The following is a 20,292-nucleotide window of genomic DNA, read 5'->3' as shown; positions in this document are numbered from 1 at the left end:
GAGGGCTCCGGCAGTCAGGGCCAGGCGGCCAGCAGCGGCAGGGCCCGGTCCGGGATGGATCCGGACGGCGCGTCGCCGACCCGCTGTGCGCCCATCGCCAGATAGAAAGACTCGGCGTTGGGGTCGGCCTCGATGGTCAGCCGTGTGAAGCCGAGCCGGCCCGCCTCCCGCAGCACATGCCGGTACAGCAGGCGGCCCACTCCCCCGCCGATCGCGTCCGGGTCCACGAACAGCATCCCCAGCTCACCCTCGGGGCCGTCTCCCTCCAGGGTGGCGAAGCCCAGGATCCGCCCGCCCTGCTCCGCGACCGTCGTCCTACGGGCCGCCACCTCGCCCGGGCGCAGCCGCAGTTCCTCCCGGCAGGCGGCCAGGAACGCCTCGTCGTACCCCCAATGGCCCTTGGACCTGAGCGCCAGCTCGCTCAGCGCCTCGGCCTCGTCCTCCCGCCCCGCCCGCAGCCGCCGCACCGCGTCCGCGGGCCCGGCCGCCGCCCTCCCGGGCCGATCACTCGTCATGTACAGATCCTGCCATCCCGGGCGATGAATTTCCCGGCACCGGCCGGTCTTCCAGGGTGAACGCACCAAGAGGACGAACTCACCGAGAGGAGGTGGACGTTGACCGCTCATGACGGGACGCCGACGCCCCGCGGCCCGGATCCCGAGCCCGCCGGCGGCCCTGGTGACCCCACGGTGGACACCCCGGCCGTGCTGGTCCTGGACCCCATGGTCGGCCGCGCCGAGGTGCCCGGGCTGTGCGCACGCCTGCGCGAGCTGGTGTCGCATGGCGCGGGGGCCGGTCCGATCGTGGTGGACGTGGCCGCGGTGCGCGCCCCGGACCTGGCCGTGCTCGAGGCGCTGGCCCGGCTGCAGCTCACCGCCCGGCGCCTGGGCAGCGGGATCCGGCTGCGCGGGGCGGGCGGCGAGCTGCGGGCCGCTCTCGCCCGCTCGGGCCTCGACACCGTGGTGCCCACGGCGGGCCTACCGGGCGTCGACGGGGTCGAGGCGGGCGGGCAGGCCGAACAGGGGGAAGAGGCGCGCGGTGTCCAGGAAGGAGTTGAGCGCGGTGATCCGGCCGGCTGACACCTCGATGACCTGGAGCGCCCATGGCTCATGGCCGCCGTCCGAGGCGGGGCGGTACTGACCGAAGGCGGGCGAGCCGTTCGCCACCGTCGGGATCAGCCGGGAGCCGCAGCAGCCTATGCCCTTGCCCAGCAGCCACCCGCGGATGTCGGCGTGGCCGCGCATCCACAGCGAGTAGGGCGGCATCGACAGCGTCGCGTCCTCGTGCAGCAGGGAGGTGAGGGAGTCGAGGTCGTAGCGCTCGAAGGCATCCACATACCGGGCGAGCAGGGCGCGCTGCTCCTCGTCCAGCGGCTTGACGGGGTCGGTGGCGCTGATCCCGCTGGCGGCGATGGTGGCCCGCGCGCGCTGCAGCGCGCTGTTGACCGACGCGACCGTGGTGTCCAGCAGCTCGGCGACCTCGGCGGCCTTCCAGGCCAGCACCTCCCGCAGGATCAGCACCGCCCGCTGCCGGGGCGCCAGGTGCTGCAGAGCGGCGATGAACGCCAGCCGCACGGACTCCCGCTGGGTGGCCAGCTCGGCCGGATCGCCACCCTCTGCCACGATCCGGCCGTCGGGGGCCGGCCCGACCCACGCGGTCTCCGGCAGGGGCGGGCCGAGGGGCGAGGAAGCCGTCGCCACCGACGTCAGGTCCATGGGCCGGGCGCGGCGCCGGCTGCCGCCCAGCATGTCCAGGCACACGTTGGTCGCGATGCGGTACAGCCACGACCGCAGCGCCGACCGGCCCTCGAACCGGTCGAAGGCCCGCCAGGCCCGGACCATGGTCTCCTGCACGGCGTCCTCTGCCTCGAACGCCGAGCCCAGCATCCGGTAGCAGTAGCCGGTCAGCTCCACCCGGTGCCGCTCCAGCTGCGGCTCGATCCCGGCCGCGCTTTCCGTCACCGTCACGTCAGTCATCGCAAGGCTCCCTGTCGACCCTCCGGCAATCCCTTGGTCGCAAGGTAGCGGCCGGGTCTGACAATCCCCCGGCGCCAGGCCCACCGGCAGCTTCCTCGCAGGCGAACGGCGCAGGTGGGACGGCGCCCGCGGGGCCCGGGAGGCTCAGCCGACGGGGCGCGCGCGCACCGCGGAGGAGTGCACCTGATGCCCGCCGCTGGCCAGCATCCGGACCTCGGCGCGGTCGCTTATCTCGGCCCGCACGATGCCGGTGTCGTCCGCGTACACGGGGTGGCCGCCCGGCCCGCTGCTGTCCGTGCGGTGCACCACCACGACGTCCTCGGCCACGTCCTCGACGGCCTGGGCCGAAGCGTCCGGATGCACGAAGATCAGCTCGTATCTCTCACGACGCGCCATAACACGCCCTCCTGCCACGCCATCCCGCCCACTCCCCAAACCGGGACATTCAACACTATCGAACGGGCCCGAACGCGCAAGAGCGCGACCGGACACACGCTTCAGCTCCGGGATGTTCCGCGCGGCGCGCGGGGCGGGCTCGGCAGCAGCAGCGCGGGGGCGAACGCCAGGACGCAGAAGGCCACGATCCACCAGAAGGTGTCCGCGAAGGCCTCGGCGGGGGCACCCGGCCGACCGGCCGTCCGGTGCCCCAGGATCGTGCCCAGGACCGCCGCGCCGACGGAGGCGCCCACGGTCTGGACCGTGGTGATGGCGCTGGTCGCGCGCGGGATCGCGGCCGGCTCGAGGCCGTGGTACGCGGCCGCCATCACCGGCACGGTGGCGGCGGCCGTGGCCAGGCCCCATACGAACAGCGCGGCGGACAGCAGCAGCTCACTGGTGTCCGAGCCCATCCGGGCACAGACCACGGCCGCGGGCAGGGCGGCGGCGATCCCGGCCAGTACGACCGGGCGGGCGCCGACACGGTCGGTCGCCCGGCCCACCAGCGGCAGGGCGGCCATGGTGCCCAGGCTCTGCGGAATCAGCAGCAGCCCGGCGGTGAGCGCGCTGTGGCCGCGTACCTGCTGGTAGTAGAGCGGCATCAGGAGCATGGCCCCGAAAATCGACATCCGGGAGAGGAAGTTCAGCGCGGACGCGGCGGCGAAGGGCCGCCGGGCGAACAGCCGCGGGTCCACGACGGGCGTGCCGCGGGTGCGCAGGGCGTGCAGCGTGAAGGTGGCGAGCAGCACCGCTCCGGCGGCGGTGGTTGGCACGCTGGTGCGGTAGAGGCCGTAGGTGAGCGCGGCGAGGGCCGGTGACAGCAGGGCGAGGCCCAGCACGTCCAGCGACGGCCCGGCGGCCGCGGGGCGCGGGGCGCGGGGGATGCCCCGCCAGGCCAACACGACGGCCAGCAGGCCGATCGGCACGTTGACATAGAAGATCCATCGCCAGCCGGGGCCCTCCACCAGCAGTCCACCCAGCGGCGGACCGGCGATCGGGGCGAGCTGTGCGGGTATCGCCACGACGCTCATCACCCGGCCGCGCCGCTCGGGCCCGGCCGCCTGGGCCAGGATGGCCATGCTCAGCGGCACGATCATGCCGCCGCCGACGCCCTGGAGCGCCCTGAAGGCGATCAGACTGCCCACCGACCACGCGGTGCCGCACAGCGCCGAACCGGCCGTGAAGACCGTGAGCGCGAACAGCCAGACCTTCTTGGCGCCGAAGCGCTCGGCGGCCCATCCGGTGACGGGGATGACCATGGCGATGGCCAGCAGATAGCCGGTGCTGACCCACTGGATCACGGCTACCGAGGCGTCGACGTCACGGGCGACACCGGCCAGCGCGACGGTGACCATGGTCATGTCGAGCATTGAGGTCAGCGCGCCGACGACGACGATCGCGGCCAGCCGGAGCAGCGCCGCGTCGAGCCGCGCGGGCGCGCGGGCGGGTCCGGGGGCCGGATCGGGGGACGTGGGGCGTTGAGGCGATCGGTCACTCATGGAGAAGGAAACTACACGGTGCAGTGTAGCTCTGTACACTGCACCGTGCAGTTCCCCAGCACGCACCGACCTCGCCGCACCCGCGGCCCCAGACCAGGAGCGCCCATGCCCCGCCAGGCCCCCCTTCGCCAGGGCTCACCCGAGAAGCGCGCCGCCATCGTCGCGGCCGCGCTGCGGATCTTCGTGAACGAGGGGTACGCACGCGCGAGCGTGGACGCGATCGCCGCCGACGCGAAGGTCTCCAAGCGCACCATCTACGACTACTTCGGCGACAAGGAACGCCTGTTCCTGGCGGCCATCGAGGAGACCGAGGCGGCGCAGGAGGAGGGGTTCCAGGCGCTGCTCGACCACACCTTGGACACTGTCACCGTCACCGCCACCGCCACCGCCGCGACCGCGCCGGGAACCGGCGGGCAGGGGCCCAGGGCAGCGGAGCTGGAGGCAGCGCTGATCGCGTTCGGCCGGGAGTTCGCGACCGCCGTCCTGCGGTCGCCCGTGCGGACGGCCCTGGTCCGGCTGATCAGCGCCGAGGCCGGCCACTTCCCCGCCCTGCGGCGCCGCGCGGGCTCGGTGGGACCGGCGCAGCGGGCCATCGCCGAGCGGCTGGCACGGTTCGCGGAGGCCGGGCTGCTCGACATCGCCGACCCGGTCGAGGCGGCTGAGTACTTCGGCCTTCTGATCACCGGCCGGGTGAACAACCGCTCGCTGTTCGGCGCCGTGGAGGTCGACGACGCGCTGATCGACGAGCTGGTGGCCGGCGGGGTGCGGTTCTTCCTGCGCGCGTACGCGCCCGGGCCCCGCCCGGAAGCGGGGACCCGGGGCTGAGCGACGCGCGCCCACGTCGGCGGGGGCCCTCAGCCGCCGGTCAGCCCGGCGCGCAGGACCGCCCGGCCGGGTTCAGCCGGATCAGGGCGGTGCCGTACGCGGCGAGCCAGACGACCCACATCAGCCAGCCGACCAGGCCGAGGAGGCCCAAGGGGCCCGCGTGGTCGATGACCAGGGGGACGAGGGTGGCCGAGGCGAACAGCAGCGCGGCCGACAGCAGCCCCAGGGCGCCGTGCCAGGACCGGATGAGCCCGCTCCGCAGGCCGCCGACGGACAGGCCGACGAGGGCGAGGGCCAGGAAGGTGCCGTTGAGGGTGAACAGCGCGTCATGGAACGCCCACAGCCCCGAGGTCCCGGCGGCGCGGTCCCCGGCCGTCGACGCGAGCGCGAGGCGCACCGCGATGACGCCGGCGAAGGCCGCGTTCTGCAGGATCAGACCGGCGAAGCCGAGGAGCGACCACGCCTCGCCCCGGTCGCGCTCGGACCGCCACAGCGCGGACACCGCGCCCGCGCCGAACAGCGTGGCCAAGGCCCAGGCGGCGGGGGTGAGGGCGGACCCGACGCCGACGACACCCGCCTTCGCACCGAAGAACGCGTCGACCTCGTCCACATCGGCGCCGGTGAGGGGCATACCGGCGGGGACCTGGATCACATTGCTGAACACGATCAGGAAGGCAAAGCCGAGGGCGGCGATACCGCTGATCCGGGAGAAGCCCATCGCCGTCCCGTGGAACGGCCACCATGATTGACGTAGCATGTATTCATTATAAGCAGCGTAAAGCCAAGGGGAGTCAAGCCATGAGCGCAGAGGGCGGCCGGCGCCGTTACGACTCGGTGCGCCGGACGACGCAGGCACAGCAGACTCGCGCGGAGATCGCCGAGGCCGCCCGTCGGCTGTTCGTCTCCCGGGGATGGGCGGCGACCACCGTGCGGGACGTGGCGCGCGAGGCGGGGGTCTCCGTGCCGACGGTCTACGCGGCGTACGGGAACAAGACGGGTCTCACCCGGGCCCTGGCCGACGCGGCCGACCTGACCGCTGACGCGTCGCGCATGCTCGCGGAGTTGGAGGCCCCGGCGGCCGAACCCGCCCGGCAGCTCGCGGCGATGGCCGGATATGACCGGCGGCTGTTCGAGCGCGCGGGAGATGTCATCGCGCTGGTGCGGGAAGCAGGGCGCGTCGAGCCGGAGTTGGCGACCGTCTACCGCGACGGCCGGGCGCGGGGCGACGAGACCCGTGTGCAGGTGTTCTCGTCCTGGCCGGCCGGTGTCCTCCGGCGCGGCCTGGACGTGCGGTCCGCCGTCGATGTCTACGCGGCGCTGTGCAACATCGACGTCTACACCGTGCTCACCGCGGAACGCGGCTGGTCACCCGAGCGGGTCGAGCGGTGGTGGGGCGAGGCGCTGGCCCGGGAGCTGCTCGCGCGAGGTGAGTGAGCTCCCCCTTCCGCCCTCGCCCACCCGCGCTTCAGGAGCCGTGGAAACGGCGGTGCAGTTCGCGTACGCGCTCGGCGAGAGCGGGATACGGGCCCTCCACCACGGCGCCCGGGACGACTTCCCGGATGGGCAGGGTCCGTACGGGAGGGGCCGGGACCCCGAGGTCGGCGAGCCAGGCCGCCAGTTGTTCGGAGGAGCTCGCGTACACGATGCGGCCCAGCCCGACCCAGCCGTGGGCCGCGGCGCACATCGGGCAGTGCTCGCCCGAGGTGTAGACGGTGGCCGCGGCGCGCTCCTCGGGGGTCAGGTGGGCCGCGGCCCAGCGTGCGATCTCGAACTCGGGGTGGCGGGTGCGGTCGCCGGACGCCACGTGGTTGTGGTCCTCGAAGAGGACGGTCCCGTCCGCGGCGACGAGCACCGACCCGAACGGCTCGTCGCCCGCTTCCAGGGCCTCGGTCGCCAGCTCCACGCAGCGGCGCAGATGGCGCAGATCGGCGTCGTTCGCCATGGTGGCCTCCTCGGGAAGTGATCTTGGCGGCATGCTAGGGCCTCGCCGCTTGCGAGCGCATCCTCAGTGAGAGGCCGGCCGGGGTCAGGAGTAGTCCCTGCCCATCAGCCCGGAGAATTCGTCCGGGTCGGTGTCGAATCCGCGGATCCCCTCGTGGAATTGCCACTCCCCCGAGTCGTTCCGGGTGAATTCGGCGATTGTCGCGGCTTTGGCGCCCAGGGCTCCGATGAAACCGCTGTTCACCAGTTCGGTGATCCCGTCGGCTATCCGGAAACTGCAGTTGGCCACGTCGCTGAAGGTCTTCGGACCGCTGCCCTGCTGGATGGCCACGCCCACGACCACACGGGTGTAGGAGGGGGACAGCCGGTCCAGCTCCAGGGTCATGACCTCGTCGGCGCCGAAGCCCTGGCCGGTCTGGCTGTCCCGGTTGAGGGTGATGGTGCCGTCGGGCGACCGGCGGTCGAAGTGCACGAGGTAGGCCGGTTCGCCGTACGGGTCCGCCGCGGTGTAGGTCGCCGCGATGATGTCGAGATCGTGCGGCGGCTGCCCCAGCGGGCTGGGGTCCCACTTGAGCGCCACCTGGACTTTGCTCGGGCCCTTGTTGAGACCGGTCACCTGACTCCCCTTTCCGGAATTGATCCGGCAGAATTCCCGCGCGCCCGGATCCTGCCGCACCAATCCCGCTGCACAACAATGGAGTTCGGATTTTATCAGCGGCATCCGGCCCGGAACGGCGGGACACGGCGGCCAGGCCGTAACGCGCGCCCCGCCCGGCACACCCGCACCGGGCGGGACCCACCGGTACGCACGGGACGCGCCGGTACGGGAATCAGCGCCCGCCGCCGGCCGAGCCCGCCGTCCGGCGGAGCTCATGGCGCAGCCGCACCAGCTCGCCGCGGCCGTGCGCCGAATATGACCCGGTCAACCGCCCCTTCTTGTAGAGCCTGAGCCGGTAAGGGATGGCGCCGGCCAGCCGGAGCACCACCGCGAACGGGGTCAGCAACAGCCGCAGAAGAAGTTCGGCCAGCCAGAAGGGCGTCAGCACCGCGAAGACGAGCAGGAAGGGCACGGCGATGATCGCGGAGATCGGGTCGTCGCCCAGACCGCTCGGGGCATGCTCGAACGCGACTTCCGGTTTGACCTTCCGCTTCCACGCCAGCCTCTGCTGTCGCAGCCGCCACTTGGTTCCGGATCCATCTTTCCAGCGCACCCGGGCACCCTATATCCCCCCTCCGGCCGGGCCGTGGCCGGGGCGTCCCGTCTCTTGGCCGAATCGGCCCGTTCATCGAATGGAAATCGATGATTGACACACCGATGGGGATTCTGCCCTTGTTTGTCGCAAGCGGGCCGTTCGCTCACTCCGGCCGATTCGGCGTGATCACCGGCCCACCGGGGCCTTCGCTCTTGACGTTCCATCAGAGCCGTCGTCTAATTTCATGCCTTGCGCCGCCCCGGGCGGAATTCCGAAGCCGTACCTTCGGTCCACGTTCCGGGAATGATCTCCCTTTACCCCGCTTCGCCGATTCTTTCGGAGACGCCATGAGATCTGCTGACCGGCTCGGCGACCTCGTCCTCGGCATCACTCCCTTCGGGCGACCGGACGCCAGGCTCGCCGCCGCCGTCGGCCGCGCCGGAGGGCTCGGGGTCCTGGACCTGGGAGCCGGGGACCGGCGGGCCCGGGAGGCGCTGGAGCGCCTGCGGGACTGGGCCCCGGGCGGCCGGTACGGCGTGCGGATCGGCCCCGGCTGCCGGCTGACGCCCGCCGACCTGGCGGCGGCCCGCTCCGGGGCGGTTCCCCGGGACGGGGGCGGCGGTGCGGGTCCCGACACGGTGGTGCTCGCGGCGGACTCCCCCTGGGCGGTGGCCGACGCCCTGGGTCGCGGCCGCGTCCTCGCCGAGGTCACCGACCTGGCCGAGGCGCTGGATGCCGTACGGGCCGGGGCGCACGGCCTGATCGCCCGGGGCGGCGAGAGCGGCGGCCGGGTCGGGGGCTTGAGCACCTTCGTCCTGCTGCAGCAGCTGCTCGCCGAGCCGAGGGTGTCCGTACCCGTGTGGGCCTGCGGCGGGATCGGCCTCCACACGGCCGCGGCGGCGGTCGTCGGCGGGGCGGCGGGCGTCGTGCTGGACACCCAACTGGCGCTGCTGGCCGAGTCGGGGGTGCCCGAGGAGACGGCCGCCGCGCTCCGCTCCCTGGACGGCTCGGAGACCGCCGTGGTCGACGGCCGTCGTGTGCTGCGCCGCCGGGGGCGCGAGCCGCGCGCCCGGCCGCTGCCCGTCGGCCAGGACGGCTTTCTGGCGGCGCGCTTCGCCGAGCGGCACGGGGACGTCGGCCGGACCGTACGCGCCGTGGCCGAGGCTGTACGGGATGCCGTACGCGACGAGTGCCCCGCCGCCGCGCTGCGCCCGGGTTCCCCGATGAGCGGGGCGCTCGGCACCCGGCTGCCGGTGGCGCAGGGCCCGATGACCCGCGTCAGCGACCGGGCCGGGTTCGCGTCCGCCGTTGCCGCCGATGGCGCTCTGCCGTTCCTCGCGCTCGCCCTCGCCGGACGCGAGCGGGCGCGCGCCATGCTGGCGGAGGCGGCGGCCGCGCTGCCGGGTCGGCCGTGGGGGGTGGGGGTGCTCGGCTTCGCACCGGAGGAGATCAGACAGGCCCAGCTCGAGGCCGTACGGGAGATCCGCCCCAGCCACGCGATCATCGCGGGCGGGCGGCCCGCGCAGGCCGAGGCGCTGGAGAGGGCCGGGATCGCCACCTTTCTGCACGTCCCTTCGCCGGGTCTGCTGGGGCAGTTCCTGCGCTCCGGCGCCCGTCGGTTCGTGTTCGAGGGCTCCGAGTGCGGCGGGCACGTCGGCCCGCGCCACAGCTTTCCGCTGTGGGAGGCGCAGATCGCGGTGATCGAGGACTTCCTGGACGAGGGGAACACGGACGGGGCGACGGCCCCGGTCGAGGTCTTCTTCGCGGGCGGTGTCCACGACGAGCGGTCCGCGGCGATGGTCGCCGCCCTCGCCGCCCCGCTGACCCGGCGTGGTGTGCTCGTCGGCCTGCTGATGGGCACCGCGTACCTCTTCACCGAGGAGGCGGTCGCCCACGGCGCCGTCCAGCCGCTGTTCCAGCGCCAGGTGGTGGCCGCGCGGCGCACCGCGCTGCTGGAGACGGCTCCGGGACACGCCACCCGCTGCGTCCCCAGCCCGTTCACCGAGGAGTTCGGCGCCGTCAGGGAGCGGCTGCGCGGGGAGGGCGTCCCCGAGCGGCAGGTGTGGGAGCGGCTGGAGCGGCTGAACGTGGGTCGGCTGCGGATCGCGGGCAAGGGCGTCGAGCGCGGCCCGGGCGGCGAGTTGGTGGCGGTCGACGAGGAGCGCCAATACCAGGATGGCATGTTCATGGCGGGTGACGTGGCCGTGCTGCGCTCGGCCACCACCACCGTCGCCGCCCTGCACCACTCCGTCGCCCCGGCCGCCGCCGACTTCTTCGGCCGCGCCGCGGCCGCGCTGCGCGAGCGCCTGGGCGTGGCCCCGCCCGGGTCGGCGGAGCGGGAGGCCCCGGCTCCGCTGGACGTGGCCGTGGTCGGGATGGCGTGCATGTTCCCGCGCGCCCCGGACCTCGCCACGTTCTGGGCCCATGTGGTCGGCGGTGTCGACGCCGTGACCGAAGTGCCCGTCGAGCGCTGGGACCCCGCCGTCCACTACTCCCCCGGCGAGGACGGCGCCACGGCTCCCCACGGCGCGACCGCCTCCAAGTGGGGCGGTTTCCTGCCCCCGATCCCCTTCGACCCCCTGCGCTACGGCATCCCGCCGGCGTCCCTGGGCAGCATCGAGCCGGTGCAGCTGCTCGCGCTCGAGGCGGCGCGGCGGGCCCTGGAGGACGCCGGATACCAGGCGGGGCCGGGCGAGCGGGGCGGCCCCGGCAGCGCGGGTGGCCGGGCCTTCGACCGCTCCCGTACCTCGGTCGTCTTCGGTGCCGAGGCGGGCAGCGATCTGTCGAACGCCCAGACGCTGCGCGCCGTGCTGCCGTCCTACTTCGGCACGGTGCCCGAAGGGCTGGCGGAACAGCTGCCCGAGCTGACCGAGGACTCCTTCCCCGGCATGCTCGCCAATGTCATCGCCGGGCGGATCGCCAACCGGCTCGACCTCGGCGGTGCCAACTACACGGTGGACGCGGCCTGCGCCTCGTCCCTGGCCGCCGTCGACGTGGCCTGCAAGGAGCTGGTCACCGGCAACAGCGACCTCGTGCTGTGCGGCGGGGCCGACCTGCACAACGGCATCAACGACTACATGCTCTTCTCCTCCGTGCACGCGCTGTCCCCGACGGGCCGCTCGCGCACCTTCGACGCCTCGGCGGACGGCATCGCGCTCGGCGAGGGCGTCGCGTGCGTGGTGCTCAAGCGGCTGGCGGACGCCGAGCGCGACGGTGACCGCGTCTACGGCGTGATCAAGGGCGTGGGCAGCTCAAGCGACGGGCGGTCGCTCGGGCTCACCGCGCCCCGGCCCGAGGGTCAGCGGGCCGCACTGGAGCGCGCCTACCGCAACGCCCGCGTCTCCCCCGCGGACGTCGGCCTCGTCGAGGCCCACGGCACCGGCACGGTCGTCGGCGACCGCACCGAACTGACCATCCTCACCGAGGTGTTCACCGCCGCGGGGGCCGCGCCCGGAAGCTGCGCGCTGGGCTCCGTCAAATCGCAGATCGGGCACACGAAATGCGCCGCGGGTCTGGCCGGTCTGGTCAAGACCGCGCTGGCCCTGCACACCGGCGTCAAACCGCCCACCTCGCAGCTGCGCCGCCCCAACGCCTCCTGGGACGCCAAGAGCAGCCCCTTCGCCTTCCACACCGAGGCCGGCCCCTGGGTGGCCCCGCCCGCCGAGCGGATCGCCGGGCTCAGCGCCTTCGGCTTCGGCGGCACCAACTTCCACGTCGTCCTGGCCGCCCACGACGCCGGCCCGCCCCCGTCCCACGCCCTGGACGCCTGGCCCGCCGAGCTGTTCACCTTCCGCGGCACGGACCGGGCCGCGGCCCGCCGCGCCGTCGAGGAGGCACTGGCGCTCGCCGAGGCCAACGAGGCGGCGGGGTCGCCCTGGCGGCTGCGCGACCTCGCCCTCACCGCCGCCACCCGCTCCGAGGCCGGTCAGGGGCCGGTCCTGGCGGCCGTGGTGGCCACCGCAGCGGACGGGCCCACCGGACCGGCGGCGCTGCTGCGCCGGGTCCTGGCGGGGGAACACGACCCGGCCGCGGGGATCTATCTGGCCGACTCGGCCGGGCCGGGCGACCTGTCCGCCGACGGCGGCGCGGGGCGGGGGCCCGGCAAGGTCGCCTTCCTCTTCCCGGGACAGGGCAGCCAGCGGCCCGGCATGCTCGCCGACCTGTTCGTCACCTTCCCCGAACTCCACGGCCACGCGCGGCTCGCCCGATCCCACGCCGCCGTCCTCCACCCGCCGGCCGCCTTCGACGAGCCGGAACGGGCCGCGCAGCGGGCCAGGATCACCGACACCCGGGTGGCCCAGCCGGCGCTCGGCGTCGCCGGCCTGGCCGCGCACTCGCTGCTCGCCGCGGCCGGAGTCCGCCCCGACATGGCCGCCGGGCACAGCTACGGCGAACTGGTCGCGCTCTGCGCGGCGGGCGCGCTCGACCCGCCCGCGCTGCTGGAGCTGAGCGCCGAACGGGCGTCCGCGATCCTGGACGCCGCGCGCGCCGCGGGCCCCGAACCGGGCACCATGGCGGCGGTGACCGCGAGCCGCGAGGACGTCGAACGCGTCCTGCTCCACGGCGGCCTCGCCGGCCAGGTGGTGGCCGCCAATCACAACGCGCCGCGCCAGACCGCGATCTCGGGGCCGCGGCGGGACGTGGACACCGCGGTCGGACTGCTGCGCAAGGCCGGGCATCAGGTGAAGCGGCTCCCCGTGGCCTGCGCCTTCCACAGCCCGCTGGTGGCCACGGCCGGCGACCGGTTCGCCAAGGCCCTCGCCCGGCAGCCGGTCCGTCCGCCCGAGTACCCGGTCTGGGCGAACCGCACCGCCGCCCCGCACGGCGGCCAGCCGGACGCCATCCGCGCGGAACTGGCGGCCCAGATCGGCGCGCCGGTCCGCTTCGTCGAGCAGATCGAGGCCACGTACGAGGCGGGGGCGAGGACCTTCGTCGAGGCGGGGCCCGGCACCGTGCTCACCCGGCTGGTCGGGGAGATCCTCGGAGACCGCCCGCACCGCGCCATCGCCTTCGAGGGGCGGCGCGCCGGGGCACAGGCAGTAAGCGCGGCCGGCGGCGTCGGGGCCGGTCCGCGCGGGCTGTACGGCTTTCTGGACGCTCTGGCCCAACTGGCCGTCGCCGGGCTGCCGGTGCGTACCGGCTGGATGTTCCGCGGCCGCGACGCCGTGGACGCCGGCCGCGCCGCGGCGCCGAAGCGGCCCGGCTGGACGGTGGACGGGCAGCTGGTCCGTACCGCCGCGGGTGAACTCCTGCCGGGCGCGCTGGCCCCGGCCCGACGTGTCGAGGAGACGACGGTGAGCCAGACGGACCGGGACGTGCTGATCCTGGAGTTCCTGAGAACCAGCCGGGAGATGGTGGCGGCCCAGCGCGATGTGCTCCTCACCCATCTGGGGGCCACGCCGGGGGCCGGGCCCGCCGGTCCCGTCGCGCCCGCGGCACCCGGGACTGCCGGAGCGGTCGGGGCGGCGGCCCTTGCGCCACAGCCCCTGAGCGGGCCGCCGCAGACGCCTGTGCCGACACCCGTGCCCACACCGCTGCCCACGCCGATGCCTGCCGAGGCGGCAGCCGTGGAGCCGGTGGCGGTCACCGAGGCGGAGGTGGCCCGTACGGTCGCGCAGATCATCAGCGAACGCACCGGATACCCGGTCGACATGATCGAGCCGGACCTCGACCTCGAGGCGGATCTGAGCATCGACTCGATCAAACGGGCCGAGATCGCGGGCGAGTTGGCGGCCCGCCTGGGCGTCGGCGGCACGGGCGGCAACGGTGCTGCGGCGCTCGCGGACGAAGAGCTCGAAGAGCTGACGAAGGCCCGTACTACCGCCGCGGTCACCGCCTGGCTCACCCCTCGGCTGACGGGCGAGGTGGCGGCGACCGGCGGCGCCGACGCCGCGCCGCACGGCATCGCCGCACCCGTGGCGCCCGGGCCGCAGGCCGCCTTGGGGCCGGAGGGCGCCGGTCCATGGGACGACATCGCCGCGACGCCCGGCGCGCCCACGGTCACCGGCCCGGAGGAAGCCGTCGAGTCCCCGGCGGGCCCGCCACCGCCGAGCGGCCCCGCCGCCCCCGGCCCCCAGGCCGCGGGCTCTGCCGTCAGGGGCGTGGCGCCGAAGCGGATGCGGCTGCGGTCCGTGCCGCTCACCGGGGGCGGGGCGGCCGGCGAGCCCTTGACCGCCCTGTCCGGTCGGCGGTTCGCGCTGCTGGGCGATGACGAGACCCTGGCCGGGGCGGTCGCGGAACGGCTGCGCGGGTGCGGCGCCGAGGCCGTGACCCTGGCGGGCGGGCACCTTCTCGGCGAGGGCGACGGTCCGTCCCCCGGCCACCCCCGGGAGGCGCCCCCGGACGGGGTGATCCTGCTCCAGCCGTCGGCCGCGGCCGGCGCTCCCGTACTGCCCGCGGCGTTCCCCGTCCTGCGGGCGGCCCTGGCGGGCGGGCCGCGGTGGCTGTTGGCCGCACGGCGGGCGGACCCGCTCGACGTCGCGACGGCCGGGCTGCACGGCCTGTTCCGCAGCGTCGCCCGCGAGTACCCGCGGACCGTGGCCACCGTCGTGGACCTCCCCCCGGACGCGCCCGCCACCGCGGTCGCCGACGCGCTGCTGGACGAGGTGTTCGCCCCCGACCACCCGCCCGTCGTGCTGCGCACCGCCGGCGGCCGGCACGGGCTGGAGCTCGTGGAGAGCGGCTTGGGCGTCCTCGGCACCTCGGGCGCCGGGCCCGCCGGGGACGGGGCGGCGGAGGCCGCGGCCATCGGCCTCGACCGCGACTCGGTGATCGTGCTGGTCGGCGGGGCGCGAGGGATCACCGCGCGGTGCGCGGCGGCCCTCGCGGCCGCCACCCGCTGCCGGGTCGAACTGCTCGGCCGCACCCCCGTACCCGCCGGGCCGGAGGACCCGGCCACCGCGGGGGCCCGGGACGAGGCCGCCCTGCGCGCGGCGCTCGCCGCGGCCGGCGGCCGAAGGCCCGCCGAGGTCCAGCGGGAGGCGGCCGGGATCCTGGCGCGGCGTGAAGTGGCCGCCACCCTGCGGGAGCTGACCGACCTCGGGGCCCGGGCGCGCTACCGGTCGGTCGACTTCCGCGACGCCGACGCGGTGCGCCAGGCCGTCAAGGAGATCCACGCCGACCACGGCCGGCTGGACGGCGTCGTCTACGCGGCCGGGGTGATCGAGGACCGGCTGATCGAGGAGAAGTCCGTCGAGTCCTTCCAGCGGGTCTACGACACGAAGGCGGGCGGCGCGCGCACGCTCCTGGACGCGCTGGAGGAGCTGCCGGGCGGACCGGGCGGCGGCGCAGGGGCGCCGTTGTTCGCGGTGCTCTTCGGCAGCGTCTCCGCCGTCCTCGGCAACCGGGGCCAGGCCGACTACGCGGCGGCCAACGACGCGCTGGAAACCCTCGGCGCGCGGTGGGCGGCCCGCACCGGCCGCCGGGCGCTGACCGTCCATTGGGGACCCTGGGCGCCCATCGGCGGGCACGCCGGGATGGTCAGCCCCGCGCTCGCGCGCGAATACACGAGGCGTGGCGTCGAGCTCATCGACCCCGAGGAAGGGGCGATGGCGCTGCTGCGCGAGCTCGCCTGGGGCGAGGAGTCCGCCCGGGCCGTCGTCTACACCGCGTCGAGCTGGTGACCGTGGCGTACGACGGCGAAGGCGGCGGCCGCAGACCCCCGGTGGCGATCGTCGGGATGGCCGTGCTGCTGCCCGGCGCGCCGGACCTGGGGACGTACTGGCGCAACCTGGTGGCCGGCGTGGACGCCATCACGGAGGTCCCGGCCCGGAGGTGGGACGCCGAGTTCTACGCCCCCGGAACCCCCGAGCCCCCCGGGACCCCCGGGAACGGCGTCGGCTCCGCCGCAGACCGGGTGTACTGCCGCCGTGGCGGATTCGTCGACGGGCTCGCCGAGGTCGAGGTCACCCGTTTCGGGATCATGCCCGCCTCCGTCCAGGGCACCGAGCCCGACCAGCTGATCGCCCTGCATGTCGCGGCCGCGGCCGTCGCCGACGCGGGCGGCGAGGGGCGGCTGCCCGACCGGGGGCGGATCGGGGTGGTGCTGGGCCGCGGCGGCTATCTGACGCCCGGTCTGGTCCGCCTCGACCAGCGGGTGCGCACCGCCCACCAGCTGGTGCGCACGCTCGGCGAGCTGCTGCCCGGCCTCGACGCCGACCAGTTGGAGCGAGTGCGGACCGCGTTCACCGAGCGCTTGGGCCCCGACCGCCCCGAGGCCGCCATCGGCCTGGTGCCCAATCTCGCCGCCTCGCGGGTGGCCAACCGGCTCGATCTGCGCGGCCCCGCCTACACCGTGGACGCCGCCTGTGCGTCCTCGCTCGTCGCCGTCGACCAGGCGGTGGGCGAACTGGCCTCCGGCCGGTGCGACGCGGTGCTGGCGGGCGGGGTGCACCACTGTCACGACATCACCCTGTGGAGCGTCTTCGCGCAGCTGCGCGCGCTCTCGCCGAGCGAGCGCATCCGCCCCTTCCACCGCGAGGCCGACGGGATCCTGATCGGCGAGGGCACCGGCGTCGTGGTGCTCAAACGGCTCGCGGACGCGCTGCGGGACGGCGACCGGGTGTACGCCGTCATCAAGGGCACCGGGGTGGCCGGCGACGGTCGCGCCGCGAGCCTGGTCACCCCGGACCCGGGCGGCCAGACGCGGGCGGTGCGACAGGCGTGGCGGGCGGCCGGTCTCGATCCGCGCGAGCCGGGCTCGCTCGGGCTGCTGGAGGCGCACGGCACCGCGACGCCCGCCGGTGACACGGCGGAACTGGTCACGGTGGCGGAGGTCTTCGGCCCCACGTCCGGCGACGCCGCCGGCCGCGCCGTGATCGGCTCGGTGAAGTCGATGATCGGCCACACCATGCCGGCGGCCGGCGTGGCGGGCCTGGTCAAGGCCGCCCTGGCGATCCACCACGGGCTGCTGCCGCCCACCCTGCACTGCGACGAGCCGCACCCGGCCCTGGCCGCGACCCGCTTCCGCCCGATCGCCACGGCGGAGCCGTGGGAGACCGGGCGGGGCGCGGGGGTGCGCCGCGCGGCGGTGAACGCGTTCGGGTTCGGCGGGATCAACGCGCATGTGGTGCTGGAGCAGCCGCCACCGGGGGCCGTTCGGCCCCCGGGGCCCCGGACGCCGGCCACGGCCACGGCGGTGGCCACCGCGCCGGGTGCCGGCGCGCCCGACGCCGTCGGCCCCGCCGCGCGCACGGGCCGGGCCAGGCCCGGCTCCGTCGCCGACACGCCGGACACCGCGGCCGTCACCGCGCCCATGGCCGCGCGGGCCCCCGCGTCCGGGGCTCCCCACACATCCACCGTCCCCAGGGCCCACGTCACCGAGCCGGAGCGCGTACTCACGCTGGGGGCCGAGACCCCGGAGCGGCTGGCCGCGTGGCTGGCGGCGGATGACGCGTCGGTGCGGGCCACCGGGCCCGCGGCGGGCCGGGTCAGGCTCGGCGTCGTCGGGCCGACCGCCAAGCGGCTGGCGCTGGCGCGGCGCGTGGTGGCGAAGGGGGCTTCATGGCGTGGGCGCAACGACGTATGGTTCACGCCCGCTCCGCTGCTGGGCGAGTGCGCGGCGGGCGGGCCGGGCCGGGTCGTCTTCGTCTTCCCCGGCCTTGAGGCCGAGTTCGCGCCACGGGTGGACGGCGTCGCCGAGTACTTCGGGCTCTCCCCCGCCACCGTCGGAGCGTCCGACGGCCGTCCGCCGGTCGGCGACGTCGGCCGCCACGGTGTCGGTGTCTTCGCCGTCGGCCGGCTGCTGGACGGCGCGTTGCGGCGGATGGGGGTGGCGCCGGACGCGGTGGCCGGGCACAGCGTCGGCGAATGGACCGCGATGGTGTCGGCCGGTCTGTACTCCGGCGCCGCGGTCGACGAATTCCTCGGCTCGTTCGACCCCGACGCGCTGCGCGTGCCCGGGCTGGCCTTCGGTGTGCTGGGCGCCCCCGCCGAGCGGGTGCTGGCCGCGCTCGCGGAGGGCGGGGACGGCCGGGTCGTGCTCTCCCACGACAACGCGCCGAGCCAGTCGATGGTGTGCGGGCCGCGGGCCGACGTCGACGCGTTCGTACGGCAGTTGCGCGGCGAGGGGGTGATCGGGCACGTCCTTCCGTTCCAGTCGGGGTTCCACACCCCGATGCTGGCGCCGTACCTGGGGCCGATCAGAGCGGCCGCGGAGCGGTTCGAGCTGTTTCCGCCGAGCGTGCCCATCTGGTCGGGGACGACCGCGGCGCCGTATCCGGCGGACGCGGCCGGGGTGCGGGAGCTGTTCGTCCGGCATCTGCTCGAGCCGGTCCGTTTCCGGCTGTTGACGAAGGCGCTGTACGAGGCGGGCTTCCGGGCGTTCGTGCAGGTCGGCCCGGGGCAGCTGGCCTCGCTCATCGATGACACGCTGCACGGGGCGGAACATCTCGCGGTGGCCGCCGACTCGCCGCACCGCGACGGCGTCGCCCAGCTGCGCCGGGTGGCCACCGCCCTGTGGGTGGACGGGGCTCAGGTGGACCCGTCCCTGCCGCGCCCCGCCACCGCGCCCGCCCTCCCGGCCCCATCCGCCGGCGCACCGCCCGCCACCGCGCCTTCCGCCGGCGCACCGCCCGCCACCGCGCCGAAGCCGGTACGGCTCGACCTCGGTGGGGCGCTGATCTCCCTGGACGCGCGCCACCTCGCCGGGCTGCGCCGCGCGGTGGCGTCCGGCGGCGCCCCTGCCGAGACCTCCGCCCTCCGGGCCGACGCCGTGTCCGCGCTGGACGCGGTGGCCCGGCGGTTTCCGGTGGCCGCGGAACTCGGCGCGCTGCTGCGGGAGACGGCCGGGGCGGTCACCGAGCTGATCGCCGTCGCGGACCGCGCGGGCGGACCGCCGGCCCAGCGGCTCCCGGCGCCGGTCCCCCAGCCGACACCGTCCGCCACCGCACCCCCGCCGACCACCTGGCGCACCGTGCTGCGAGTGTCCACGGACACCATGCCGTACCTGCGCGACCACTGCTTCTTCCGGCAACGGCCCGGCTGGCCCGACGAGTCGGACCGGTGGCCGGTCGTCCCGGCGACCACGATCGTCGGGCACCTCATGGAGGCGGCGGAGCGGGCGGCGCCCGGGCGGCGGGCCGTCGCGGTGCACGGTGCCCGGTTCGGCCGGTGGGTGACCGCCGCGCCGCCCGTCGAGGTGCCCGTCACTGTGACGCCCTCGCCCGACGGCCCGAACCGGCTGGCCGTGGACTTCGGCCGCAGCGCCCAGGGCACGGTGGAGCTCGCGCCCCGCTATCCGCACCCCCGCCCCGCCCCCTGGCCCGCCGACCCGGCCGCAGAGCGGCCCCCCGCCCACACCGCTGCCGAGCTGTACAGCCGGCGCTGGATGTTCCACGGCCCCGCGTTCCAGGGGGTCAGCGAGATCACCGCCATCGGCGCGGCGCGGGTGCGCGGCACGATCACCACACCGGCCGCGCCCGGCGCCCTGCTGGACAACGTCGGCCAGCTCCTCGGCTACTGGCTCATGGCCACCCGCACCGAGCGGACCGTGGTCTTCCCCGTCGGCATGCGGCACATCCGCCTGTTCGGGCCGCATCCGCTTCCCGGCACCGCGGTGGAGTGCGTGATCAGGATCGGCTCGCTGACCGACACCACGCTCGAGGCGGATGTCCAGCTGCTCGTCGACGGGCAGGTGTGGGCCCGGATCGACGGCTGGCAGGACCGCCGCTTCGACAACCACCCGAGCACCCGGCCGGTGGAGCGCTTCCCCGAACTCAACGCGCTCTCCCGGCCAGGTCCCGGCGGCTGGGTGCTGCTGCACGAGCGCTGGCCCGACCTGGCGTCGCGTGAGCTGATCATGCGCAACCACCTGGGCGGCGCCGAGCGCAGGGCGTACGAGCGACAGGCCCCGCGCGGCCGGCGGCAGTGGCTGCTGGGCCGGATCGCCGCCAAGGACGCGGTGCGGCAGTGGCTTTGGGCGCGCGGGGAGGGCCCTGTCTTCCCGGCCGAGATCGAGGTGTACGAGGACGCGCCCGGCCGCCCGTACGTCCTCGGGGCGCACGGCCGGACGCTGCCCGGACTGGACGTCTCGCTGGCGAGCCGGGCGGAGGCCGGGGTGGCCCTGGTGGTGCCGCGCCCGCCGGACCGCGAGAACTCCCGGCCGGGCCCCGGCATCCACATCGAGGAGATCGCCGGGCCGGACACCACCGCACAGGAGACCGCGGCCCTCCGCGCGGCGAAGGAGGCGGTCGCCAAGGCGGAGGGCGTCGGGGACGAGGGCGCCGAAGGCGGGGGCCACGGGCCGGACATCACCGTGCTCGACGCGGAGGACCCGCGGCGGCTCCTGCTCCAGGTGGCCACGGCCGCCGGGCGGCCGCGCCGCTACCGAGTGCACAGCGTGCGTACGGCCAACCCTCCCGGGTTGCCGAGCAGGGACTACGTCGTGGCCTGGACCACCGGCCCGGCGGACGACGAGTAGGGAGA

13 protein-coding genes are annotated in these 20,292 nt (G+C 75.4%); 5 read left to right on the top strand and 8 right to left on the bottom strand.

Annotated features, from left to right (window positions below):
* Window positions 1–14 precede the first annotated feature (14 nt).
* Window positions 15–515: a GNAT family N-acetyltransferase gene (locus ACFZDL_RS29685; protein WP_353596390.1), complete on the bottom strand. Its 501-nt coding sequence runs from the start codon at window positions 513–515 to the stop codon at window positions 15–17.
* A 99-nt stretch (window positions 516–614) separates the two neighbouring features.
* Here ACFZDL_RS29685 and ACFZDL_RS29680 point away from each other — a divergent pair, with 99 nt between their 5' ends.
* Window positions 615–1,079, top strand: a complete 465-nt coding sequence (locus tag ACFZDL_RS29680) for an STAS domain-containing protein (RefSeq protein ID WP_353596391.1) — start codon at window positions 615–617, stop codon at window positions 1,077–1,079.
* On the opposite strand, the gene ACFZDL_RS29675 is transcribed toward ACFZDL_RS29680, so the two are convergent.
* The 3 genes from ACFZDL_RS29675 to ACFZDL_RS29665 form a co-directional block, all read right to left on the bottom strand.
* A complete protein-coding gene (locus ACFZDL_RS29675; protein WP_353596392.1) occupies window positions 978–1,976 on the bottom strand; it encodes a sigma-70 family RNA polymerase sigma factor in 999 nt (332 codons plus the stop codon). The two genes, ACFZDL_RS29680 and ACFZDL_RS29675, sit on opposite strands and share 102 nt — an antisense overlap.
* 144 nt (window positions 1,977–2,120) lie before the next feature.
* Window positions 2,121–2,372: a DUF6296 family protein gene (locus tag ACFZDL_RS29670; RefSeq protein WP_353596393.1), complete on the bottom strand. Its 252-nt coding sequence runs from the start codon at window positions 2,370–2,372 to the stop codon at window positions 2,121–2,123.
* A 101-nt stretch (window positions 2,373–2,473) separates the two neighbouring features.
* Entirely contained in the window at window positions 2,474–3,910 is a 1,437-nt protein-coding gene (locus ACFZDL_RS29665; protein WP_353596394.1) for an MDR family MFS transporter, read from the bottom strand.
* 105 nt (window positions 3,911–4,015) lie between these two features.
* On the opposite strand from ACFZDL_RS29665, the gene ACFZDL_RS29660 reads away from it, so the two are divergent.
* A complete protein-coding gene (locus ACFZDL_RS29660) occupies window positions 4,016–4,735 on the top strand; it encodes a TetR/AcrR family transcriptional regulator (protein ID WP_353596395.1) in 720 nt (239 codons plus the stop codon).
* Window positions 4,736–4,775: 40 nt separating this feature from the next.
* Here ACFZDL_RS29660 and ACFZDL_RS29655 read toward each other — a convergent pair whose 3' ends face one another.
* The gene (locus ACFZDL_RS29655; RefSeq protein WP_353596396.1) at window positions 4,776–5,492 is read right to left on the bottom strand and encodes a 2-oxoglutarate/malate transporter; all 717 of its coding nucleotides are present in this window, start codon (window positions 5,490–5,492) and stop codon (window positions 4,776–4,778) included.
* 41 nt (window positions 5,493–5,533) lie between these two features.
* Between ACFZDL_RS29655 and ACFZDL_RS29650 the strand changes: the two genes are divergently transcribed.
* Window positions 5,534–6,169: a helix-turn-helix domain-containing protein gene (locus ACFZDL_RS29650; RefSeq protein WP_353596397.1), complete on the top strand. Its 636-nt coding sequence runs from the start codon at window positions 5,534–5,536 to the stop codon at window positions 6,167–6,169.
* A gap of 31 nt (window positions 6,170–6,200) precedes the next feature.
* Here ACFZDL_RS29650 and ACFZDL_RS29645 read toward each other — a convergent pair whose 3' ends face one another.
* From ACFZDL_RS29645 to ACFZDL_RS29635, 3 genes are all read right to left on the bottom strand, one after another.
* Window positions 6,201–6,677 carry a nucleoside deaminase gene (locus ACFZDL_RS29645; RefSeq protein ID WP_353596398.1) on the bottom strand — a complete coding sequence of 159 codons (477 nt, stop codon included), beginning with the start codon at window positions 6,675–6,677 and terminating at the stop codon, window positions 6,201–6,203.
* A gap of 84 nt (window positions 6,678–6,761) precedes the next feature.
* Window positions 6,762–7,316, bottom strand: a complete 555-nt coding sequence (locus ACFZDL_RS29640) for a TerD family protein (protein ID WP_353596424.1) — start codon at window positions 7,314–7,316, stop codon at window positions 6,762–6,764.
* A 190-nt stretch (window positions 7,317–7,506) separates the two neighbouring features.
* A complete protein-coding gene (locus tag ACFZDL_RS29635) occupies window positions 7,507–7,887 on the bottom strand; it encodes a hypothetical protein (RefSeq protein WP_353596399.1) in 381 nt (126 codons plus the stop codon).
* 329 nt (window positions 7,888–8,216) lie between these two features.
* Between ACFZDL_RS29635 and ACFZDL_RS29630 the strand changes: the two genes are divergently transcribed.
* Both ACFZDL_RS29630 and ACFZDL_RS29625 read left to right on the top strand, forming a co-directional pair.
* Window positions 8,217–15,491, top strand: a complete 7,275-nt coding sequence (locus ACFZDL_RS29630; protein ID WP_353596400.1) for an SDR family NAD(P)-dependent oxidoreductase — start codon at window positions 8,217–8,219, stop codon at window positions 15,489–15,491.
* Window positions 15,488–20,287 (top strand): beta-ketoacyl synthase N-terminal-like domain-containing protein, encoded by a 4,800-nt coding sequence (locus ACFZDL_RS29625; RefSeq protein WP_353596401.1) that lies wholly within the window; start codon window positions 15,488–15,490, stop codon window positions 20,285–20,287. The genes ACFZDL_RS29630 and ACFZDL_RS29625 overlap by 4 nt, the downstream gene beginning before the upstream one ends.
* Window positions 20,288–20,292: the final 5 nt, after the last annotated feature.

The sequence above is a fragment of the Streptomyces sp. NPDC007917 genome (assembly GCF_042959105.1).
In the GTDB taxonomy this organism is placed as follows: domain Bacteria; phylum Actinomycetota; class Actinomycetes; order Streptomycetales; family Streptomycetaceae; genus Streptomyces.
Note: the sequence above shows the minus strand (reverse complement) of the source record. Positions and strands in the feature narration are given on the sequence as shown.